Annotated in this window: 11 protein-coding genes and 3 pseudogenes; 5 read left to right on the forward strand and 9 right to left on the reverse strand. The window is 62.8% G+C overall.

The window, feature by feature from the left end; all coding sequences use genetic code 11:
- Nucleotide 1: 1 nt before the first annotated feature.
- Both A3AU_RS0129595 and A3AU_RS0129600 read right to left on the reverse strand, forming a co-directional pair.
- Nucleotides 2-2080, reverse strand: a complete 2079-nt coding sequence (locus tag A3AU_RS0129595; RefSeq protein ID WP_027056123.1) for a hydantoinase/oxoprolinase family protein — start codon at nt 2078-2080, stop codon at nt 2-4.
- A 90-nt stretch (nt 2081-2170) separates the two neighbouring features.
- Nucleotides 2171-3076: a LysR family transcriptional regulator gene (locus tag A3AU_RS0129600; protein ID WP_027056124.1), complete on the reverse strand. Its 906-nt coding sequence runs from the start codon at nt 3074-3076 to the stop codon at nt 2171-2173.
- Nucleotides 3077-3191: 115 nt separating this feature from the next.
- Between A3AU_RS0129600 and A3AU_RS0129605 the strand changes: the two genes are divergently transcribed.
- On the forward strand, nt 3192-4310 hold the full coding sequence (locus A3AU_RS0129605) for an NAD(P)/FAD-dependent oxidoreductase (protein ID WP_027056125.1): 1119 nt from the start codon (nt 3192-3194) through the stop codon (nt 4308-4310).
- A gap of 44 nt (nt 4311-4354) precedes the next feature.
- Here the strand turns inward: A3AU_RS0129605 and A3AU_RS0129610 are convergent, their stop codons facing one another.
- The gene (locus tag A3AU_RS0129610; protein WP_027056126.1) at nt 4355-5260 is read right to left on the reverse strand and encodes a LysR family transcriptional regulator; all 906 of its coding nucleotides are present in this window, start codon (nt 5258-5260) and stop codon (nt 4355-4357) included.
- 143 nt (nt 5261-5403) lie between these two features.
- Here A3AU_RS0129610 and A3AU_RS01000000136295 point away from each other — a divergent pair, with 143 nt between their 5' ends.
- From A3AU_RS01000000136295 to A3AU_RS0129630, 4 genes and pseudogenes are all read left to right on the forward strand, one after another.
- A complete protein-coding gene (locus A3AU_RS01000000136295; RefSeq protein ID WP_081709706.1) occupies nt 5404-6903 on the forward strand; it encodes an aldehyde dehydrogenase family protein in 1500 nt (499 codons plus the stop codon).
- Between the two features lie 29 nt (nt 6904-6932).
- Nucleotides 6933-8122, forward strand: a pseudogene (locus A3AU_RS1000000137010) (alanine racemase).
- Nucleotides 8122-8520: a RidA family protein gene (locus A3AU_RS0129625; RefSeq protein WP_027056127.1), complete on the forward strand. Its 399-nt coding sequence runs from the start codon at nt 8122-8124 to the stop codon at nt 8518-8520. The pseudogene A3AU_RS1000000137010 and the gene A3AU_RS0129625 overlap by 1 nt, the downstream one beginning before the upstream one ends.
- A gap of 28 nt (nt 8521-8548) precedes the next feature.
- On the forward strand, nt 8549-9871 hold the full coding sequence (locus A3AU_RS0129630; protein ID WP_027056128.1) for an NAD(P)/FAD-dependent oxidoreductase: 1323 nt from the start codon (nt 8549-8551) through the stop codon (nt 9869-9871).
- Nucleotides 9872-9925: 54 nt separating this feature from the next.
- Here the strand turns inward: A3AU_RS0129630 and A3AU_RS1000000138405 are convergent.
- The 6 genes and pseudogenes from A3AU_RS1000000138405 to A3AU_RS1000000139620 form a co-directional block, all read right to left on the reverse strand.
- Nucleotides 9926-10036: pseudogene (locus A3AU_RS1000000138405) on the reverse strand (integrase core domain-containing protein); the annotation flags it as partial.
- Nucleotides 10037-10268: 232 nt separating this feature from the next.
- A pseudogene (locus A3AU_RS01000000136305) lies at nt 10269-10553 on the reverse strand (IS3 family transposase); the annotation flags it as partial.
- Nucleotides 10554-10860: 307 nt separating this feature from the next.
- Nucleotides 10861-12615 (reverse strand): SEL1-like repeat protein, encoded by a 1755-nt coding sequence (locus A3AU_RS01000000136310; RefSeq protein WP_032918340.1) that lies wholly within the window; start codon nt 12613-12615, stop codon nt 10861-10863.
- A gap of 42 nt (nt 12616-12657) precedes the next feature.
- Entirely contained in the window at nt 12658-14064 is a 1407-nt protein-coding gene (locus A3AU_RS0129650; protein ID WP_027056129.1) for an HlyD family type I secretion periplasmic adaptor subunit, read from the reverse strand.
- 18 nt (nt 14065-14082) lie between these two features.
- On the reverse strand, nt 14083-16392 hold the full coding sequence (locus A3AU_RS0129655) for a peptidase domain-containing ABC transporter (RefSeq protein ID WP_245235597.1): 2310 nt from the start codon (nt 16390-16392) through the stop codon (nt 14083-14085).
- Between the two features lie 160 nt (nt 16393-16552).
- A partial coding sequence (locus tag A3AU_RS1000000139620; RefSeq protein WP_027056131.1) for a hypothetical protein occupies nt 16553-16756 on the reverse strand: 204 nt, incomplete at its 5' end.

The following is a 16756-nucleotide window of genomic DNA, read 5'->3' on the forward strand; positions in this document are numbered from 1 at the left end:
GTCACTCCCCGAAGGTCAGAAGAAGGTTGAGATGGCGATCGACGCGTGCCTGCGTTCCGATCGGGATCGCGAAGGTGGTGTCTTCCTGCACCACCACGGCAGGCCCGTGGAACACGCTGCCCGGCACAAGCGCCTGCCGGTCGTGGAGGTCGACGGTCTCGACCCTCTGGCCGGTGTAGACCGGGAGCCGCCGCGCTGGAATGGCCCGGGCGTCCTTCTCGTCGATCTCGGGGAAGGACAATGCCGGACCGGCGCCTACGGCGGACAGCCTGGCGTTGACGAGTTCGATCTCGCCCTCCGGGTCGTGGAAGTCGTAGAGGCGCTCATGCGTGAGGTGGAAGGCCTGCGAGATGGCGGCCGCGTCGCCTTCCACGAGCCATTCCGGCGAAACGACGACCTCGATCTCATAGCTTTGCCCGACGTATCGCATGTCGCAGGAGAGACTGAGTTCCGCCGCCGCGTCGTGCCCCTGTGCCGCCAGCCAGTCACGACCTTCCCGCGCGAGCGCCTCGAAGGCGCTGTGAATTCCTGGAAGTGACGCATCCGACAGTGGAGCGAAGATAGTGCGTATGAAGTCTCCGCGAAGATCCGCCACCAGCCCGCCCAGCGCCGACACCACACCGGGGCGACGGGGCGCCATGAGGCGCTTCATCCCGAGTTCGCGGGCAAGGAAGGCGCCGAGCATGGGCCCGCCGCCGCCAAAAGGCATCAGCGTGAAATCCCGCAAGTCCACGCCTGCCCGCGAGGCGAGTTTCTCGACCTCGACGAACATTTCAGACACCGCAATGTCGAGGATCGCCTGCGCGGTCTGCTCAACCGTGCGGCCGAGTCGGGATGCGAGGTCGCCGACCGCGCGATGCGCCAACCCGACATCGATCTTGAGCTGGCCATAGGCCATCTCGGTGTGGCCGAGCCATCCACACACCACCATGGCGTCCGTCACCGTCGCGCGCTCGCCGCCACGGCCGTAGCATGCGGGCCCAGGCGTCGAGCCGGCCGACTCCGGCCCGACCCGTAGCACCCCTTGAGCGTCGACGCTGGCGATCGAGCCGCCGCCTACGCCGATCGAGCTCACCGAGACGGAAGGAATGTGGAGCGGAAATTCGCCGATCAGCTCGCCGGTGCCGAACTGCGGCTCACCGCCGATGATGAGCGCGAAATCGGCCGAGGTCCCGCCGATATCGAGGGTCAGGATCTTACCCTCGCCTGCCTGACGCGCCAGCCACGAGGCGCCGATGACGCCGGAGGCCGTTCCCGACAGCAGCATGTTTACGCAGGCGTGCTTGCCTTCGGCAGCGTTCATCAACCCGCCGTTGGATTTCGTCAGCATCGGACGGGCTGGCACGCCGCTTCCTTTCAGCCGCTCTTCCAGCGCCGTCAGATAGCCCGAGACGCGCGGATGGACGTAGCCGTTGAGAATGGCGGTCGAGCTGCGCTCGTATTCGCGGATGACGGGCCACACCTCGGCCGAGGAGAAGACGAAGAGTTCCGGCGCAAGGCGCGCGATCGCCGCCTTCACCGAAGCCTCCTGTGCACCGTTGCGCCAGGAATGGAGGAAGGACACGATGATCCCTTGTGCCCCGGTCGCTTTCGCCGTCGCGACTGCCCTTTCCACGGCGTCCATGTCAGGCGCCTGGGATTCACTGCCATCGGCGCGCATGCGAACCGGAATGCCGAAGACCATGTCTCGCGGGATCAGCGGCTCCGGCCGCGTGCAGAACAGCGAATACATGTCCGGCATGCGAAGCCGTGCCAGTTCGATCACGTCCTCGAAGCCGGCATTGGTGAACAGCGCCAGCTGCGCGCCCTTGCGCTGGATGATCGTGTTGATGCCAACGGTCGTGCCGTGCACGAAGCGCGTCATACGGGTCGGATCGAAGCCTTCTCGCTCGGCCAGAAGGGCAAGACCCGTCATCAGTTCGGCACCCGGATCTTCCGGTGTCGTCAGCACTTTCAGAGAGGCGACCCGCCCGGAATTGGCCTCGAGCGCACAGAAATCGATGAAGGTGCCTCCGATATCGACGCCGACCTTCCAGTCGGCTCCGTCCTGCGCCAGATTCGCCGCGATGGCACCATCCATGATGCGTCCCTTCCTGTCTGCCACCTGAATGCTGGCACGACCCGATGGGACAGGTCCAAGACGCATGATGAGCAAGGATATAAGTCTTGCTTATGCCCTTGCGCGATGTTCTCCGAGAATTGCGTGACAGGCCGCACGGATCTCATCGCGCATCATCTCATCGGCACGTGAAAGCGCTCTCGTGCGCGAGGTAAGAAGTGCGATCGGAGATTCCGGTCCCGCCGCTAGCGGCCTGACCGCGAGCCCGGCAAACTGCTGCCAAGGCAACAGCGCATCGACCAGGGCAATACCCAGACCGGCCTGGACGAAGCCGATTGCGGAAATCGAGACGTCGATCTCGAGCGATGGCGAAAGTGTGAGACCCTGCGCGCGCGCCGCCTGGGCCAGTTCCTCGGCAGGGCGCGTGTTTCCACGATAGGATATCAGCTCTTCCCGGACGAGATCGGCGAGCGTCAGCTCGGTTTTCCTTTGCAAAGCGTGCCCGGCGGGCAGCAGGCATGCAAAGCCGACACTGCCGATCACCTCTGCCTCGATGTCGGGAGGCAGGCGGTCGTCCATGGCCACGCCGAGGCTGGCGTCGCCCGCGCGCAGCATGTCTACGATCGCGGCGATCGGCGCACTATGGGAACGCAGCAAAATATCGGGATGCTGGGCCCGGAAGTTGGTGAAGGCGCGCGGCAGTATTGCCATGGCCGGCGGCGGTGAGGCCGCAACCCGCACCAGCCCAGTCCTGCCCAGCCGAAGGTCGGTGGTCTTGCGGCGTAGTCCTTCGAGCCCCGCCGACAGCCTCTCGGCATCCGGGAAAATCTCGAGCGCGTCCGGAGTCGGGCGCAGCCTGCCCTTCACCCGCTCGAACAGCGCGAAACCGAGTTCGTCTTCGGTGTGAAGCAGGATCTGGCTGAGCGCCGGCTGGGAAATGTTCAGCATCCGAGCAGCGGCTGTCACGGTGCCGGCGCGCATGACGGCGATGAACACTTCCAGCTGCCGGGCCCGCATTGCTGCTCCATAGGTGCAACTTATGACTCTGGTTCAAACCTGTCTTTGACGCAAGGCCGCGGCGCGGACAAGATTGGCGTATTCAAGGATCATCCGCCCTGCTTGAGGATTGACTATGGATGTGATCGTGCTCGGCGGCGGACTGATGGGGACGGCCTCGGCCTATTTCCTCGCCAGGCGCGGCGCGCGGGTGACGCTGATCGAGCGCAATCGGATCGGCACCGGAGCGACTGTCGCCTCCTTTGGCAACATCCGGCGCACGGGTCGGCATCTATCCCAGCTGCCGCTGGCGCATCGCTCGCTCAGGCTGTGGAACGAGGCTGAGAAAATGCTCGGCCGGGACGTGGAATTCCGCGCCACCGGTCATATCCGGCTGATCTTCGACGACGGCAGTCTCGCCGACATGCGGGCCTATGCGGAGGCGGCGCGAGCCTGGGGCCTTTACCTTGAGGAACTCACTTCGCGCGACATTCACGCCCGTTTTCCGGGTCTCGGTCCGGGAGCCATCGCCGCGTCGTTCTCGCCGCACGACGGCAGCGGCAATCCGCGGCTGATCGCGCCGGCCTTCGCCGACGCCGCCCGGAGGCTCGGCGTGGAAATCGTCGAGGGAGCCGAGGTCGCGGCGATCAGGCATAAAGGTCCCGATTTCCTTGTCACCACTTCAAAAGGTTCATTCACCGCCGAGTGCCTGCTCAACACAGCTGGCGCCTGGGGCGCGCGCATCGCCGCACAGTTCGGTGAGGAGGTTCCTCTCGATGCCCGCGGCCCGCAGATGGGGGTGACCGAGCCACTGCCCTATCGAGTACCGCCGGTGGTTGGCATCTGGACGCGCGACAAGGACCATGGCGCCTATCTGCGTCAGGTCGAGAGGGGCAACATCGTCTTCGGCGGAGCCGCTGAAAGGGTGGCGGTGGACCTCGACCCAGGTCACGCGGTTGCCGACCCCACGCGGCTGACGACGCAATTGCGGGCCGTCGCGCGGCTGCTGCCGGCAATCGCCCAGGTGGCAGTCATCCGAACCTGGTCCGGCTGCGAGGGCTATGTTCGCGACATGTTGCCCGTCATGGGACGCTCGATGACGACGCCTGGCCTGTTCCATGCCTTCGGCTTCAGCGGACACGGCTTCCAGCTCGGTCCAGGTGTTGGCGACGCCATGGCCGAGCTCATTGCGACCGGCTGTTGCGAAACGCCGCTCGATGACTTCAGGATCGATCGCTTCGGCCGCGCGGTCTAACGCATGTCGCCCCGAAGTGTGCAGCGGTTCTGGGGGCGGGCATGTCACTGACGCCATGGAGGTGGGTTCAGGCTATCCCTAAGCGCTTGCAGAAACTTATTCGTCCGACTGCTGCGTCCATGGCGGGCATGGAGCAGTGCAACCACGTCAGCGTGTGGGGACGACCAGTATGGGAGAACAGCCTGCAATCTTCCTGCTGCCAGATCATCAGCCACATCCCACTCGCTTCGTACCATGACTCCCAGGCCGGCGAGCGCCCAGTCGCGGACGATCTCGCCATCATTGCTCGACATGGACGGTTTGACCCGAACGGTGGTGTTGCCATGCTTGGAATGGGCAAAGCGCCAAAGCGTTACGTCCTCGTTGTTTTCTCGAAGGGCGAGGCATCGATGCAGGACAAGCTCACCCGGCTCGAGGATAGGCAAACTATGTTGCAGATAGCCGGGGGATGCACAAAGGACGCGCTGGTTCGGCGCGAGCGTGGTTACCAGGCGATCGCTCTCCGGCAGTGATCCTATGTGCAACACGATGTCCCAGCTTTCGGACATCTGTCGTATCGGGCTCTCGAAGAGTTCTAATGTGACCGATACCGCAGGATGCTTGCTCGCGAATTCCTGTACGATCGGTGCGATATATCGCCTTCCAAAGCCATAGGGCGCGGCAACACGCAAATGGCCCCGCACCTGGCTGGTTCGGCTGGCCAGTCGCTCCGACAGATCGTCAACGGCTGCGATGATCGTAGCTCCCTCCGAAGCCACCAGTTCACCCTCATCCGTAAGGCTGAGGCCGCGTGACGTTCGCTCGATGAGTTTAACCCCGACGCGGCCCTCGAGTGCCCGCAGGCGCTGTGTCACCGCCGGAGGCGTCACATCGAGCCTGCGTGCAGCTTCCGCGAGCGAGGGCGCGGTCGCAAGGACATGGAAGAAGGTCAGATCGTCCGTCGAGATCATTAAGCCATACCTTAATGGATGATGAAGATTGGATTAATTGCGATATTCATGTCGTGGCATATTCTCCCCAATCAGGCAACGGCGCCGAAAGGGCAGCCTGACACGCCGCCGCTGTTTGGTCTGTGAACGGAGAAAGCGAATCGATGGAAATGCCGCGATGCGATCTGCTTTATCTGGAAGGCGGCTGGAGACTGCCTGCAAAGCCAGCCGCGGCGATCCCAATCATCAGTCCGGTGACGGAAGGGGTGATTGGATCTGTCGCTCGAGGCAGCGGATTGGACGTCGACATTGCCGTTGCCGCTGCCCGCGGCGCGTTTGCGTCATTCGCAGCGACATCACCGTCCGAGCGCATCGATTTGCTCAAGCGGATTCTCACTCTCCTCGAAGAGCGATTTGAGTATCTGGCACAGGCAATATGCCGCGAGATGGGATCGGCCATCGCCTTTGTCCGCTCCTCGCAGGTTCCTTTCGGGCTGGCGCATATCCGCGCCGCGATCGAGGTGCTGGAAGATTACAGCTTCATCAAGAAGCAGGGCACGACCGCGATCGCCAAGGAAGCGATAGGCGTCTGCGCTCTCATTACACCATGGAATTGGCCGCTTTATCAGATCACAGCGAAGGTTGCCCCGGCGCTCGCCGCCGGCTGCACCATCGTCCTCAAGCCCAGTGAACTTTCGCCGTTCAGCGCCCACCTGTTCGCGCAGATCATGCATGATGCCGGAACGCCGCCGGGTGTTTTTAATATGGTGACCGGCACGGGGGAAGATGTTGGCGCAGCGCTCGCGTCACATTCCGACATCGACATGATTTCGATTACAGGATCGACACGCGCCGGCGTGCTGGTGGCGCAGGCCGCGGCGCCCACGGTCAAGCGCGTAACCCAGGAGTTGGGAGGCAAGTCACCCAACATTCTGCTGGACGACGCAGATTGGGGGCGCGTCGTGCCTCTCGGGGTAGCCGCCGCGTTTCGCAATGTCGGCCAGTCGTGTAGCGCCCCCACGCGAATGCTCGTACCCGCCAAGAGACTGCGGGAGGTGGAAGAACTGGCGGCGTCGGCTGCGGCTACCATGACTGTCGGCGACCCGCTCAACGAGGCGACCGTCCTTGGTCCGCTCGCCAATCGTAACCAGTTCGACAAAGTGCAGGACATGATACGCATCGGGATTGCCGAAGGCGCCAAGCTCGTCTGCGGCGGCCCTGGACGACCTGAAGATCTGTCGAAGGGCTATTTCGTCGAGCCGACCGTCTTCTCCGAAGTGCGGTCGGAAATGCGTATCGCCCAGGAAGAGATCTTCGGACCGGTGCTGTGCCTCATCCCCTATCAGGATGAGGATGAGGCAATCCGCATCGCCAATGACACTGTCTATGGTCTGGGTTCCCATGTTCAATCCGGCGATATCGATCGCGCGCGTCGCGTTGCGGGAAAAATTCGCGCCGGCCAAGTGCATATCAACCATCCCGCATGGGACGGTTTTGCGGCTTTTGGAGGGTACAAGCAGTCGGGCAATGGTCGGGAATATGGCGTCTTTGGGCTCGAGGAGTATCTCGAGACCAAAGCCATCCTGGGATTTTTCCGGGATGAGCGGCCCGAGTTTCAGCTGCCGGTCTCGCGCGGCTCGCCTTTCGAGAGCCCACGCAAATGATCATCAAAATAGACGCAAGGAAGCAGGCGGTGAGTGAGGTAGAAACCTTGGACCAGGTGCAGCACGAGAGCGCCGCCACACGCCTCGACGATCTGGAAACGCCCTGCCTAATCCTCGACTCCGATCGTATGGATCGCAACATCGTTCGACTACGCGAACGGCTCGCACCTCTTGGCGTATCGCTGCGGCCGCATCTCAAGACCGCAAAGTCAATCGAGGTGGCCCGCCGCGTCATGGCCACCAGAGAGGGACCGGCGACCGTCTCCACCCTCAGGGAAGCGCGGCTCTTCGCGAATGCCGGTGTCCGGGACATCATCTATGCCGTGGGCATCGCACCATGGAAGCTGGCCAAGGTCATCGAACTGCGGAGGCAGGGCGTCGACCTTGCCGTGGTTCTCGACACGGTCGAACAGGCCCAAGCCGTCGCCGCGACATCGCGAGAAACCGGCATGGCCATTCCCGCCCTCATCGAAATCGACTGCGACGGTCACCGATCCGGCGTCCTGCCAAACGACCGGGATCGGCTGGTTGCAATCGGCAGAGCCTTGATCGACGGGGGAGAGTTGCGCGGCGTCCTCACCCATGCCGGCGGCAGCTATGCGGCGCGAGGAGACGAGGCGCTGCGGCGCTGCGGCGCTGCGCAGAGGAAGAGCGGCATGCCGCAGTCGCCGCAGCCACCATTCTGCGCGATGCGGGGCTGCCCTGCCCCGTCGTCAGCGTCGGTTCGACGCCGACCGCGCATCGTGCAGCGGAGCTGAGCGGCGTGACCGAAGTCCGTGCGGGCGTTTTCGTGTTCTTCGACCTTGTGATGGCTGGCATTGGCATCTGCCAGATTGACGATATTGCGATCTCCGTGCTGGCGACCGTCATCGGCCATCAGCGCGAAAAGGGCTGGATACTGGTCGACGCCGGGTGGATGGCCATGTCGCAGGATCGCGGAACCTCCAGGCAGGAGGTCAATCAGGGCTATGGCGTCGTCTGTGACAGCCGTGGCCGGCTGTTTGACAATATTATCCTGGCCGATGCGAACCAAGAGCACGGCATTATCAAGGTGCGCCGAGGCTCCGGCGCGACTTTGCCCGAGCTCAAGATCGGCGACAGGGTGCGGATTTTACCCAATCACGCTTGCGCGACCGGTGCCCAGCATCGCAGCTATCATGTCGTCCGTGGCGCCTCCGACGCGGTCGAGGGCGAGTGGCAGCGCTTTGGGGGCTGGTAATGAACAGCAAGCCGCAAACCATCCTGGCTGAGGACGCACCAGCGCCGGCGGGCCACTATTCGCAGGCTGTCCGATCGGGCAACAGTCTGTACATTTCAGGCCAGCTTCCGATCAGGGCCGACAAGGCGCCACTCGCTGACAAAAGCTTCGAACTCCAGGCGCGCCTGTCTATCGCCAACATGCTGGCGATCCTGGAGGCAGCTGGCGGCAAGCCGGACGACCTCTGCCGGGTGACGGCCTATATCGTCGGCGTGCAGAACTGGCCGGAGTTCAATCGCGTTTACGGGGAAATGCTGGGCGAGGCGCGGCCCGCGCGTACGGTCGTTCCCGTGCCTGAATTGCACTATGGCTATCTGGTTGAAATAGACGCGATCGCGAGCCTCCCTGGCCATGGCTGAACGCGTAAACCCAACAAGGTTCCCAGCTATGTCTCCTGTCGTCCGGTCTGTCTCCAGCGATGAAGCCCTGCCGAAGGCAGTGGACGCTGTGGTCGTAGGCGCAGGAATCGTCGGCACCGCCTCCGCCTATTTTCTTGCAAAGCGTGGGCTCTCCGTAGCGCTGCTCGAGAAAGGTCACGTCGCATGTGAGCAATCGAGCCGCACCTGGGGCTGGTGTCGGCAGCAGAACCGCGATCCTCGCGAAATGCCTCTGTCGCTCATTTCCATGCGGCTGTGGGCCAGTTTGGCGACCGACATAGGGCAGGACCTGGGCTTCCGCCGCACAGGCCTCATCTACACGACGGATAATGCCGCGATGCTGGCCGGCTGGGAAGCCTGGAGGTCAACGGCGAGAGAGTTCGGCGTCGAAACCCATATGCTGAGTGCGGCTGAAGCCGGAAACCGAATTCCGGAAACAAGACGCAAATGGTTGGGTGGATTGCACTCTGTCGCGGACGGCAAGGCCGAGCCCGCTATCGCCGCGCCGGCGCTAGCGGAAGGCGCCCGCGCGCTGGGCGCGACAATCCATCAGAACTGCGCCGCACGCGGCCTGGATGTCGCCAACGGCCGGGTAACGGGGATACATACGGAGAAGGGCTACATCCGTGCCGATGCCGTGCTGTGCGCCGCTGGTGCCTGGGCCTCCGGCTTCCTGGGTCGTCATGGAATCGTCTTTCCGCAAGCGAGCGTGCGGCAAACCGTCGTACGCACGAAGCGGACGGTCAATGTCGGCGAGGTGCTCTATAGTCCCGATTTCGCGATGACCCGGCGGCTTGACGGCAGCTATACCATGGCGATCAGCGGCCGGGCCTCGCTGGAAGTGACGCCGCAGGGCCTCCGCTTCGCGCGTGAGTTCTTGCCGCAATTCATCAAGCGCCTGAAGGCGGTGCAGATGGGACTCGGCAGGTCGTTTTTCGCCGGTCCCGAGTCCCTGGGCGCGCTTTTGGGGAAGGATCCGACGATTTTCGAGCGCAATCGCGTTCTCGATCCGGCTCCAAACCGGCGGCTGGTCAATGCGATCATGGACAATGTGCGTGGCACATTTCCCCAACTGGCAAGCCTCGAAATCGATCACGCATGGGGTGCCTACGTCGACTGCACGCCTGATGCCGTGCCGGTGGTGTCCGGGATCGAAGCGTTGGGAGGGCTTTATCTGGCAGCGGGCTGCTCCGGTCACGGCTTCGGCTTTGGCCCAGGCCTAGGTTATCTTGCCGCGGAATTGATCACCAACGAGACGCCGAGCGTCGATCCGACTCCCTTCCAGCTCGCGCGGCTGACCAATGGTTCGAAGGTGAAGGTCGGACCAATTTAACGCTTCGCCCCAAGCGGCCGATCTTGCTACATCCAAAGCGCCAGCGCGCTAGATCCAATCAGCGCTCAAACATTCCGCCCTGAAGCGGCCGTTGAAGGCGTAGATGTAAGCGTTGTCCGTTGGCTTTCCCGGTCGCGAGAAGTCGAGCGTGACACCCCGCAGGTAGCGCCGCTGGTACGTCTCGAACGGCATGAGACCGTCTGTCCAAAGGTTGGTGCCTCGCCGCGTGTCATCTCCGTCAAGGATGTGCTCGTACTGATACGCTGCAAGCCCGTATAGCGTGAATGCTGCACCCGGTTTCGGAGCTCAAGCGTTGAAACCAGAATTTGTCCGTTACGCTCGCCCCATCAGCCCAAGTCGCGTTGGCTGGCCTGCTGCCGGTTTTTCGGACACGCAGTTAAGCTAGCATAGCTTGCTCCTCGAACTCGACGGGGCTCAGATAGCCCAGTGTCGAGTGCCTTCGCCGAGGGTTGTAGAAGCGCTCGATGTAATCGAACACATCCGCCCTGGCGTCATCCCTCGTTCTGTAGACTTTGCGGGCTGTCCGCTCGGTTTTCAGCGACGAGAAGAAGCTCTCCATTGCTGCATTGTCCCAGACGTTGCCCGAACGGCTCATCGAGCAGGTGATGCCGTGGTCGGCCATCAGGCGCTGGAACTGCTCGCTGGTGTATTGGCTGCCCTGGTGGTCCGTCAAAAAAGTTGCGCTTTTGAATTCAAGGGAAATCGCCGCAAAATATTAGAGATTTCATCGACTATCGAAATCAATTGGACGATCTTCCCGCGTCGTAGCGCCCGGCAGCGTGCCCGCTTCGCCTTGAAGAGTACCGTCATTGCTCCACCAAGTAGCTTATTCTTTCGTTTCAGAATCAAACACCATACTGGGTCCGGAGGCATGTTCTAACCTCTGATTTGAATTGGATTTCTCGTGAGCCAAAATCAGAACCTCTCCGTATAGTTTCGAGGGTAGCCAAAACAGGCGAACTTAATGGCTACTGAACCTTCATCCGAGCTTGATCCGAAGCAAACTCGGCCAGTTCGTCATTGGCCTCTTGAATGCCGTGCGCAGCCGCTTTTTCGAGCCAACGGCGACCGGCCACGGGATCGTGCTCCCCGGCGAGACCTCGGGAGAGATAGCGGCCGAGCATGAGTTGGGCTTGGCCATGCCCAAGCTCGGCTGCGGCAGCGAACCATTTCTGCGCCATCTTCTGGTCGAACGGAAGGCCCTGTCCAGCTTCACACAGCGCACCAAGCGCAAACATCGCACCGACGTGACCTTCGCCGGCCGCCTGCTCGAACAGTCGCACCGCAGCAGCCGGCGAACTCGTACCTCCGCGCCCGTTGAGCAACATCTCGGCAAGAGCCACTTTTGCGTCGAGCATGCCAGCATCGGCTGCATCGGCAAACCAGACGCGCGCCTGCGGGAGGTCGGCCTCCAGGCCGCGCCCATCCAGAAGCATCCGCGCATACATATATTGCGCCTCCGGCACCCCTTCCGCGGCACGCCTCAGCCAGTGTGCGGCTTGCCCTTCATCCTGCCTGACACCAACGCCCTTGGCGAAGCACAGCCCGAGATTGAACGCCGCGATAAGGTCGCCCGACGACGCGGCCGCCTCGAACCACTCGGCAACGCCTGTGGTGTCGTCAAGCTCGCCGGTCCCTCCGAGGAGGAGATTGGCTAGGTCGACCCGCGCTTCCTGGTTGCCGCTGTCTGCGGAAGCGCGCAACCAGCGCCTCCCTTCTTTGTCATCCTTGGCAACCCCGTTTCCCGTCAGGTAGAGAGAGGCAATTGCGCGAGCAGCGGCCTGGTGACCTGCCTCTGCCGCCCGCAGGTACCAGCTTGCGGCCTCTGCGTAGTTCGGAGGCCGGTCCTTCACATAATGATCGCCGAGGACATAGGCCGCTTCGATGTTACCCGCCAAAGCGGCGCGCCGCATCCAAGCTTCCCCGGCTGCCGCGTCATGGCCGCCGAGTGCACCGTCGATCAGTGCCAATCCAAGCCGGAACTGGGCCGAGGGAAGACCTTTTTCCGCGGCGGTCTGATACAGTCTTGCGGCTGCCGCGGGGTCTTTCGACATACCCAGCCCGTGCTCGGTTATGACGGCGAGAAGATAGATAGCGGTCGGCAGGCCTGCGTCGGCCGCGCGTCGGATCTCGTTGGCAATCCTGCCCCGCTCGGCGGTCCCGCCACGCCGAGCCAGCGAAAGGGCAAGTCCGAGGCATCCTTCGGCACAACCGGCTGCGGCCGACTGCTCATACCAATGGTGCGCTGCATCCGCGTCGCGCATCGGTTTGGGACCATTGGTAAGGATGTAGCCGAGGATTGCCTGACCGCTTGCCGAACCGGCCTCGGCGGCTTTCTTTGCAAAGTCGCGCGCGGCCGCGAAGTCCGCCTCGCCCGAGGAATCTCGATCGAACAAGCGCTCCGACCCAAGGCCTTTGCCATCAGCGTCCGCAGGCACCAGCCCTGTAACGTAGAGTGCTGCGAGAAGCGCCTGCGCATCCGCGCTCCCGCGGTCGGCTGCCCGCCGCAGCCAGCGCGCTCCCTCCATCCGGCTAGGCGGCACGCCCGAACCTTCCAGATAGCAACGCGCGACCCGAAATTCCGCGTCGACTATCCCGGCACGCGCGGCGATGGCCAGGAGCGGAAATGCCTCGGCGTGCTTTCCGATGTCGTAAAGATGGATCGCCCGGCGCAGGGCTGCCGTCGGGTTGACGAGACCGGTCAGCCGATCCAGAATTGTCATCGATCCAAGCCCCAGAGCACTCCGTTTTCGTTTGCGCCGAGCCTAAGGCTCTCGCATCGCTTCCTGGCCTATGGGCAGCATCGCCCCAAGAAGGTATTTGAGCACAGTGCGTCGACCGACCTTGACGTCGGCGGTAACCGGCATGCCGGGACTGACGGCGAAACCGGCTGGAACACCGTGCAGGGCGACCTGGTCGATGGAAATCTGCGTGCGGTAGAATGGTTCGGCATCGGCGGGCAGCATCGACAAAGAGCTGTTCGGGTCGCGCGCTTGTTCCCGCGCCGAGAACGAATCCGGGCTAACCGCGCGAACCGTGCCGTGAGCGAGGCCGTATTGCGAATAAGGGAAGGTGTCGAATTTGATGACCACGGGGTCACCGACATGCACAAATCCGCTGCTCCGGCCGACGATGTTTGTCTCGATCTCAAGCTTCGCGTTTGCAGGCACAAGGGTGATCAGCCGATCACCGGACTGCAGGACCGAGCCAACCGAGACCTTGGCCACCGATTGAACGATGGCGTCTGCTTCGCTCTTCAACTCGACCAATTGCTTGCGCAGTTTTGCTTTGGTGAGGAGTTCGCGCGCATCGGACATCCGCGAACTCGCCTCCGACAGGCTCTGCGAGACTTCCGCGCGCCAATTCTGAATGTAGCCGTCGCGTTCAGCGGCCACTGCCGCCTGCTGGAGCTTGGCGGCTTCGGCGGTCTGCTGGGCATTACCGAGCGCCCGGGACATTTCCGCGCGATTGTCTTCGGCAAGCAATGTGTTGAGGCGGCTGCCCACCTGCCTTTTTTCGAGCTGCTTGCGCATGTCTTCAATCGAACCGGCTACAGCGAGCCGCTGACGGTAGCCGTCAGCATCCGACTGCGAGCGCGAAATCGCGGACGAGAGTTCGTCGCGCTGTCGGTCAAAATTCTCAACCTTTGCATCATAGACGGCCTTGCGCCGCTCGAAGATCGACGCCTGCAAGGTCCAGCTCGGGTCAAGACCGTCATAGTTGAACGCCTGGCCGTCGGCCTCCGCCTTCAATCGTGCGACTTCGGCCTCAAGCGTCGAAACCTGCATCGCCAGGGCTGAGAGATCGGCTGAGGCAAATGTCGCATCGAGGCGGGCAAGCAACTGTCCGGCCTGTACATGCTGCCCTTCACGAACGTCGATAGAGCGCACGATCGCTGTCTCCAGCGGCTGCACGACGATGTTGGGCGATTGCGAGACCACGAGCCCTCTGGTCGTCACGACCTGATCGACCGGTATCAGCCCCGCCAGGACGACCAGGACGACCACCAGGCTGGAAATGACCCAGACGATGCCGCGCGCGGCGCGCGGGATCGGGGCGTTCGCAATCGCCGTCGACGGCCACTGGAATTCGAGAATGGCAGGAGACGTCGGATCGCTCGCTTTCGTCCGGCGCCACCGGGCGGGACGGATGGTGAGTGAGGTGCTACTCATGGGCCGCGCCGATCATGACTAAACCAACCTCGGGGGGACGACAGCCGGACGCGCGTTGCGGCCGTCCAGGTGCCTATTCTGCTGCGACCACAGCTGGCGATAGAGGGCGCATCGTTCGAGCAGGACCGCGTGCGGCGCAACGTCGAGCACCTTGCCCTGCTCCATGACCAATATCTGGTCGCACTCGGTCAGAGAGGCGAGCCGATGCGAAACGATGATCATCGTTCGCCCGCTGGCAATGCGCATAAGGTTGGCACTGACCACGGCTTCGCTCTCCGGATCGAGTGCGCTGGTCGCTTCATCGAGGATGAGGATGGTCGGATCATGGATGAGTGCGCGTGCGATCGCCAGCCGCTGCTTCTGACCGCCCGACAAATTGGGCGAGCCTTCCTCGATGTAGGTGTCATAGCCATTCGGCATGCGCTCGATGAATTCTTCAGCACCAGCAAGGTGAGCGGCACGCATCGCGTCGGAAAGGGTCAACCCTGCGCGCCCGGCGATGATGTTGTCACGGATCGACCCACGGAACAGGAAGTTATCTTGCAGGACCACGCCGAGTCCCTGGCGAAGATGGCGCAGGTTGATCTCCTTGAGGTCGACGCCATCCAGCTTGAGGAACCCACTGTAATCGCGGTTGATACCCTGCAGGAGGCGCGCGATGGTCGATTTTCCCGACCCGCTGCGTCCCACAATGCCAAACATCGACCCTGCCGGGATATCGAAGCTGACCCGGTCAAGCGCCGGTGTCTTGGTGCCGATATAGCTGAAGGTCAGGTCCTTGAAGCTGACCTCGCCAACAAGCTTTGGCCTCAGGCCGATGGAATTCGAGCTGCTCTCCAGCGGCCGATTGAGGACGGACGCCGCCTCGCCGATCGCCGCACCGACCTCTTCATAATCTTCGACCAGCCGCGCCAGCCCGACCAGCGGCTGGGCGACGCGTTGGGAGATCATCATGAAGGCAAACAGGCTACCTACCATATAGCCCGAGCTGTCGTTCATCGCGAGATACGCGCCGATAAGCATGGTCCCGAGCACCATCAATCGTTCGATCGGCGTGACCAGGGTCTGCGGCCAGCTGGCGAGTTGCCCGAAGGCGAGACGCGCCCTGCCCGCTTCAGCCACACGCTCGTCCCAAAGCGCTTTGCGTTGCGGCTCGAGGCCGAGCGCCTTCACCGTCTTTATGCCAACCACGGTTTCGCCGAGCGCGGCCGCCTTCCAGGTCTCGGCATCGACCACCTGCTGATACCTGCGACGCAGCGGCTTGAGGAAGGCGAGGATGATCAGGAGGATGACGACAGCGCAGGCAATGACGATCCACGCCAGCGATGCATTGATGTAGAACATCACCGGTACCAGGACGCAAAGCGTGATCAGGTCCAGGAACGTGCTCAGCAGTTTTCCGGTCAGGAACTCGCGGATGCGATAGACCTGGGCGAGATGATACATCGTCTCGCCGGCCGGATGGCGCTCGAAATAGTCGAGCGGTAGGCGCAGCAGCCGACTGAACACGTGCAGTTGCAGCTTTGTGTCCAGACGGGCGCCCACGACATTGATGATCAATCGCCGGGCGTGACCGAGCAGCGTCTCGTAGGCGAAGACGACGGCGATGATCGTCGACAGCAGCACCAGTGTCGAAATGCTGTTGAACTGCAGCACCTTGTTGACCAACGTCATGACGATCAGTGGCGGCAAAATGGTAAGAACGCTGAGCGTGAACGAGGCGATGGCGATATCGCGCAGGGGTCGCCCTTCGACCCGTATCAGTTCGACGAGCCAGCGCAGGCTGAACGGCGCATCCGCCGCGACCTCGGATCGAGCCGAGCGCAACAAGACCGCATCGCCTGTCCACACCTGCGACAGTCGTAGCTCGTCGATGGCTGTGGCCTCACCGTCGTCCGGTGCGTCGGCGCTTTTCAGGAAAATGACGTTCCGCTCGGCGCTCGCCCCGGTGAGGAGAGCCGCGCCGCCATCGGTGAACAGCAGGACGACGGGTCCAGTGTCCTGAAAGCGCAAGAGGTGGGACCAGCGAATGTGGAGGGCGCGCGACCACATGCCGCCGTTCTGGGCCCACTCGGCGAGGTCGGAAGCGGTTGGAACCGGACTTGCGCTGGACGGCCTGAATTCGCTGGGGTCGATCTCGACGCCATGGTAGCGGGCGACACGCATCACCGCCTTGAGGCGTGGCCCTAACTGGTCGAACTCGACGGGGCCGCCTGAGGCCCGCGCCGCCGCGTTGTGGTCGCCGGCCTGATCAGTCGCGCCCTCGACTTCGGTGCCTGCGCGCATCGAGACCGGCTGGCTTTCGGCGTTTACGGGGACGTTCACCATGGATTTCTCATCCCGTACGCGGGGCGACGGTTCAACAATGGCCAGACCGAGGCGTTTCCCATGCGGTATTGTACTCCGAACCGACCGGCTGCGCGAATCCCGCTTTCCCGCAAAATCTCCGCGTACGTTCCCATCAGCGGTCTATCGTCAAATTCCCTGTTCATTCGTGCGGCTTCAAGAGATCCTTCACGGACGTCTTGACGGTGTGGTCGTTACTGGCATAGCCGGCGCCAGGCTTGGTCTGGTCCGAGGTGAGATCCGTGCTCGCCCCGGACGGCTTGTTCTGGTTGTTGCCGAATCCGCTGATCGTCTTGAGGACATTCAGCAGGTCTTTGGTCAGCGAAGTGGACGCAAGGCCGATCAA

Source organism: Mesorhizobium erdmanii USDA 3471, assembly GCF_000472705.1.
GTDB classification, from domain to species: Bacteria; Pseudomonadota; Alphaproteobacteria; order Rhizobiales; family Rhizobiaceae; genus Mesorhizobium; species Mesorhizobium erdmanii.

Bases quoted from the DNA above. Each gene is read 5' to 3' on its own strand.
- A3AU_RS01000000136295 (WP_081709706.1), top strand. From the start codon at position 5,404: ATGGAAATGCCGCGATGCGATCTGCTTTATCTGGAAGGCGGCTGGAGA.
- A3AU_RS01000000136310 (WP_032918340.1), bottom strand. From the start codon at position 12,615: ATGACAATTCTGGATCGGCTGACCGGTCTCGTCAACCCGACGGCAGCC.
- A3AU_RS0129600 (WP_027056124.1), bottom strand. From the start codon at position 3,076: ATGCGGGCCCGGCAGCTGGAAGTGTTCATCGCCGTCATGCGCGCCGGC.
- A3AU_RS0129595 (WP_027056123.1), bottom strand. From the start codon at position 2,080: ATGGATGGTGCCATCGCGGCGAATCTGGCGCAGGACGGAGCCGACTGG.
- A3AU_RS0129650 (WP_027056129.1), bottom strand. From the start codon at position 14,064: ATGAGTAGCACCTCACTCACCATCCGTCCCGCCCGGTGGCGCCGGACG.
- A3AU_RS0129610 (WP_027056126.1), bottom strand. From the start codon at position 5,260: ATGATCTCGACGGACGATCTGACCTTCTTCCATGTCCTTGCGACCGCG.
- A3AU_RS0129630 (WP_027056128.1), top strand. From the start codon at position 8,549: ATGTCTCCTGTCGTCCGGTCTGTCTCCAGCGATGAAGCCCTGCCGAAG.
- A3AU_RS0129625 (WP_027056127.1), top strand. From the start codon at position 8,122: ATGAACAGCAAGCCGCAAACCATCCTGGCTGAGGACGCACCAGCGCCG.
- A3AU_RS0129655 (WP_245235597.1), bottom strand. From the start codon at position 16,392: ATGGTGAACGTCCCCGTAAACGCCGAAAGCCAGCCGGTCTCGATGCGC.
- A3AU_RS0129605 (WP_027056125.1), top strand. From the start codon at position 3,192: ATGGATGTGATCGTGCTCGGCGGCGGACTGATGGGGACGGCCTCGGCC.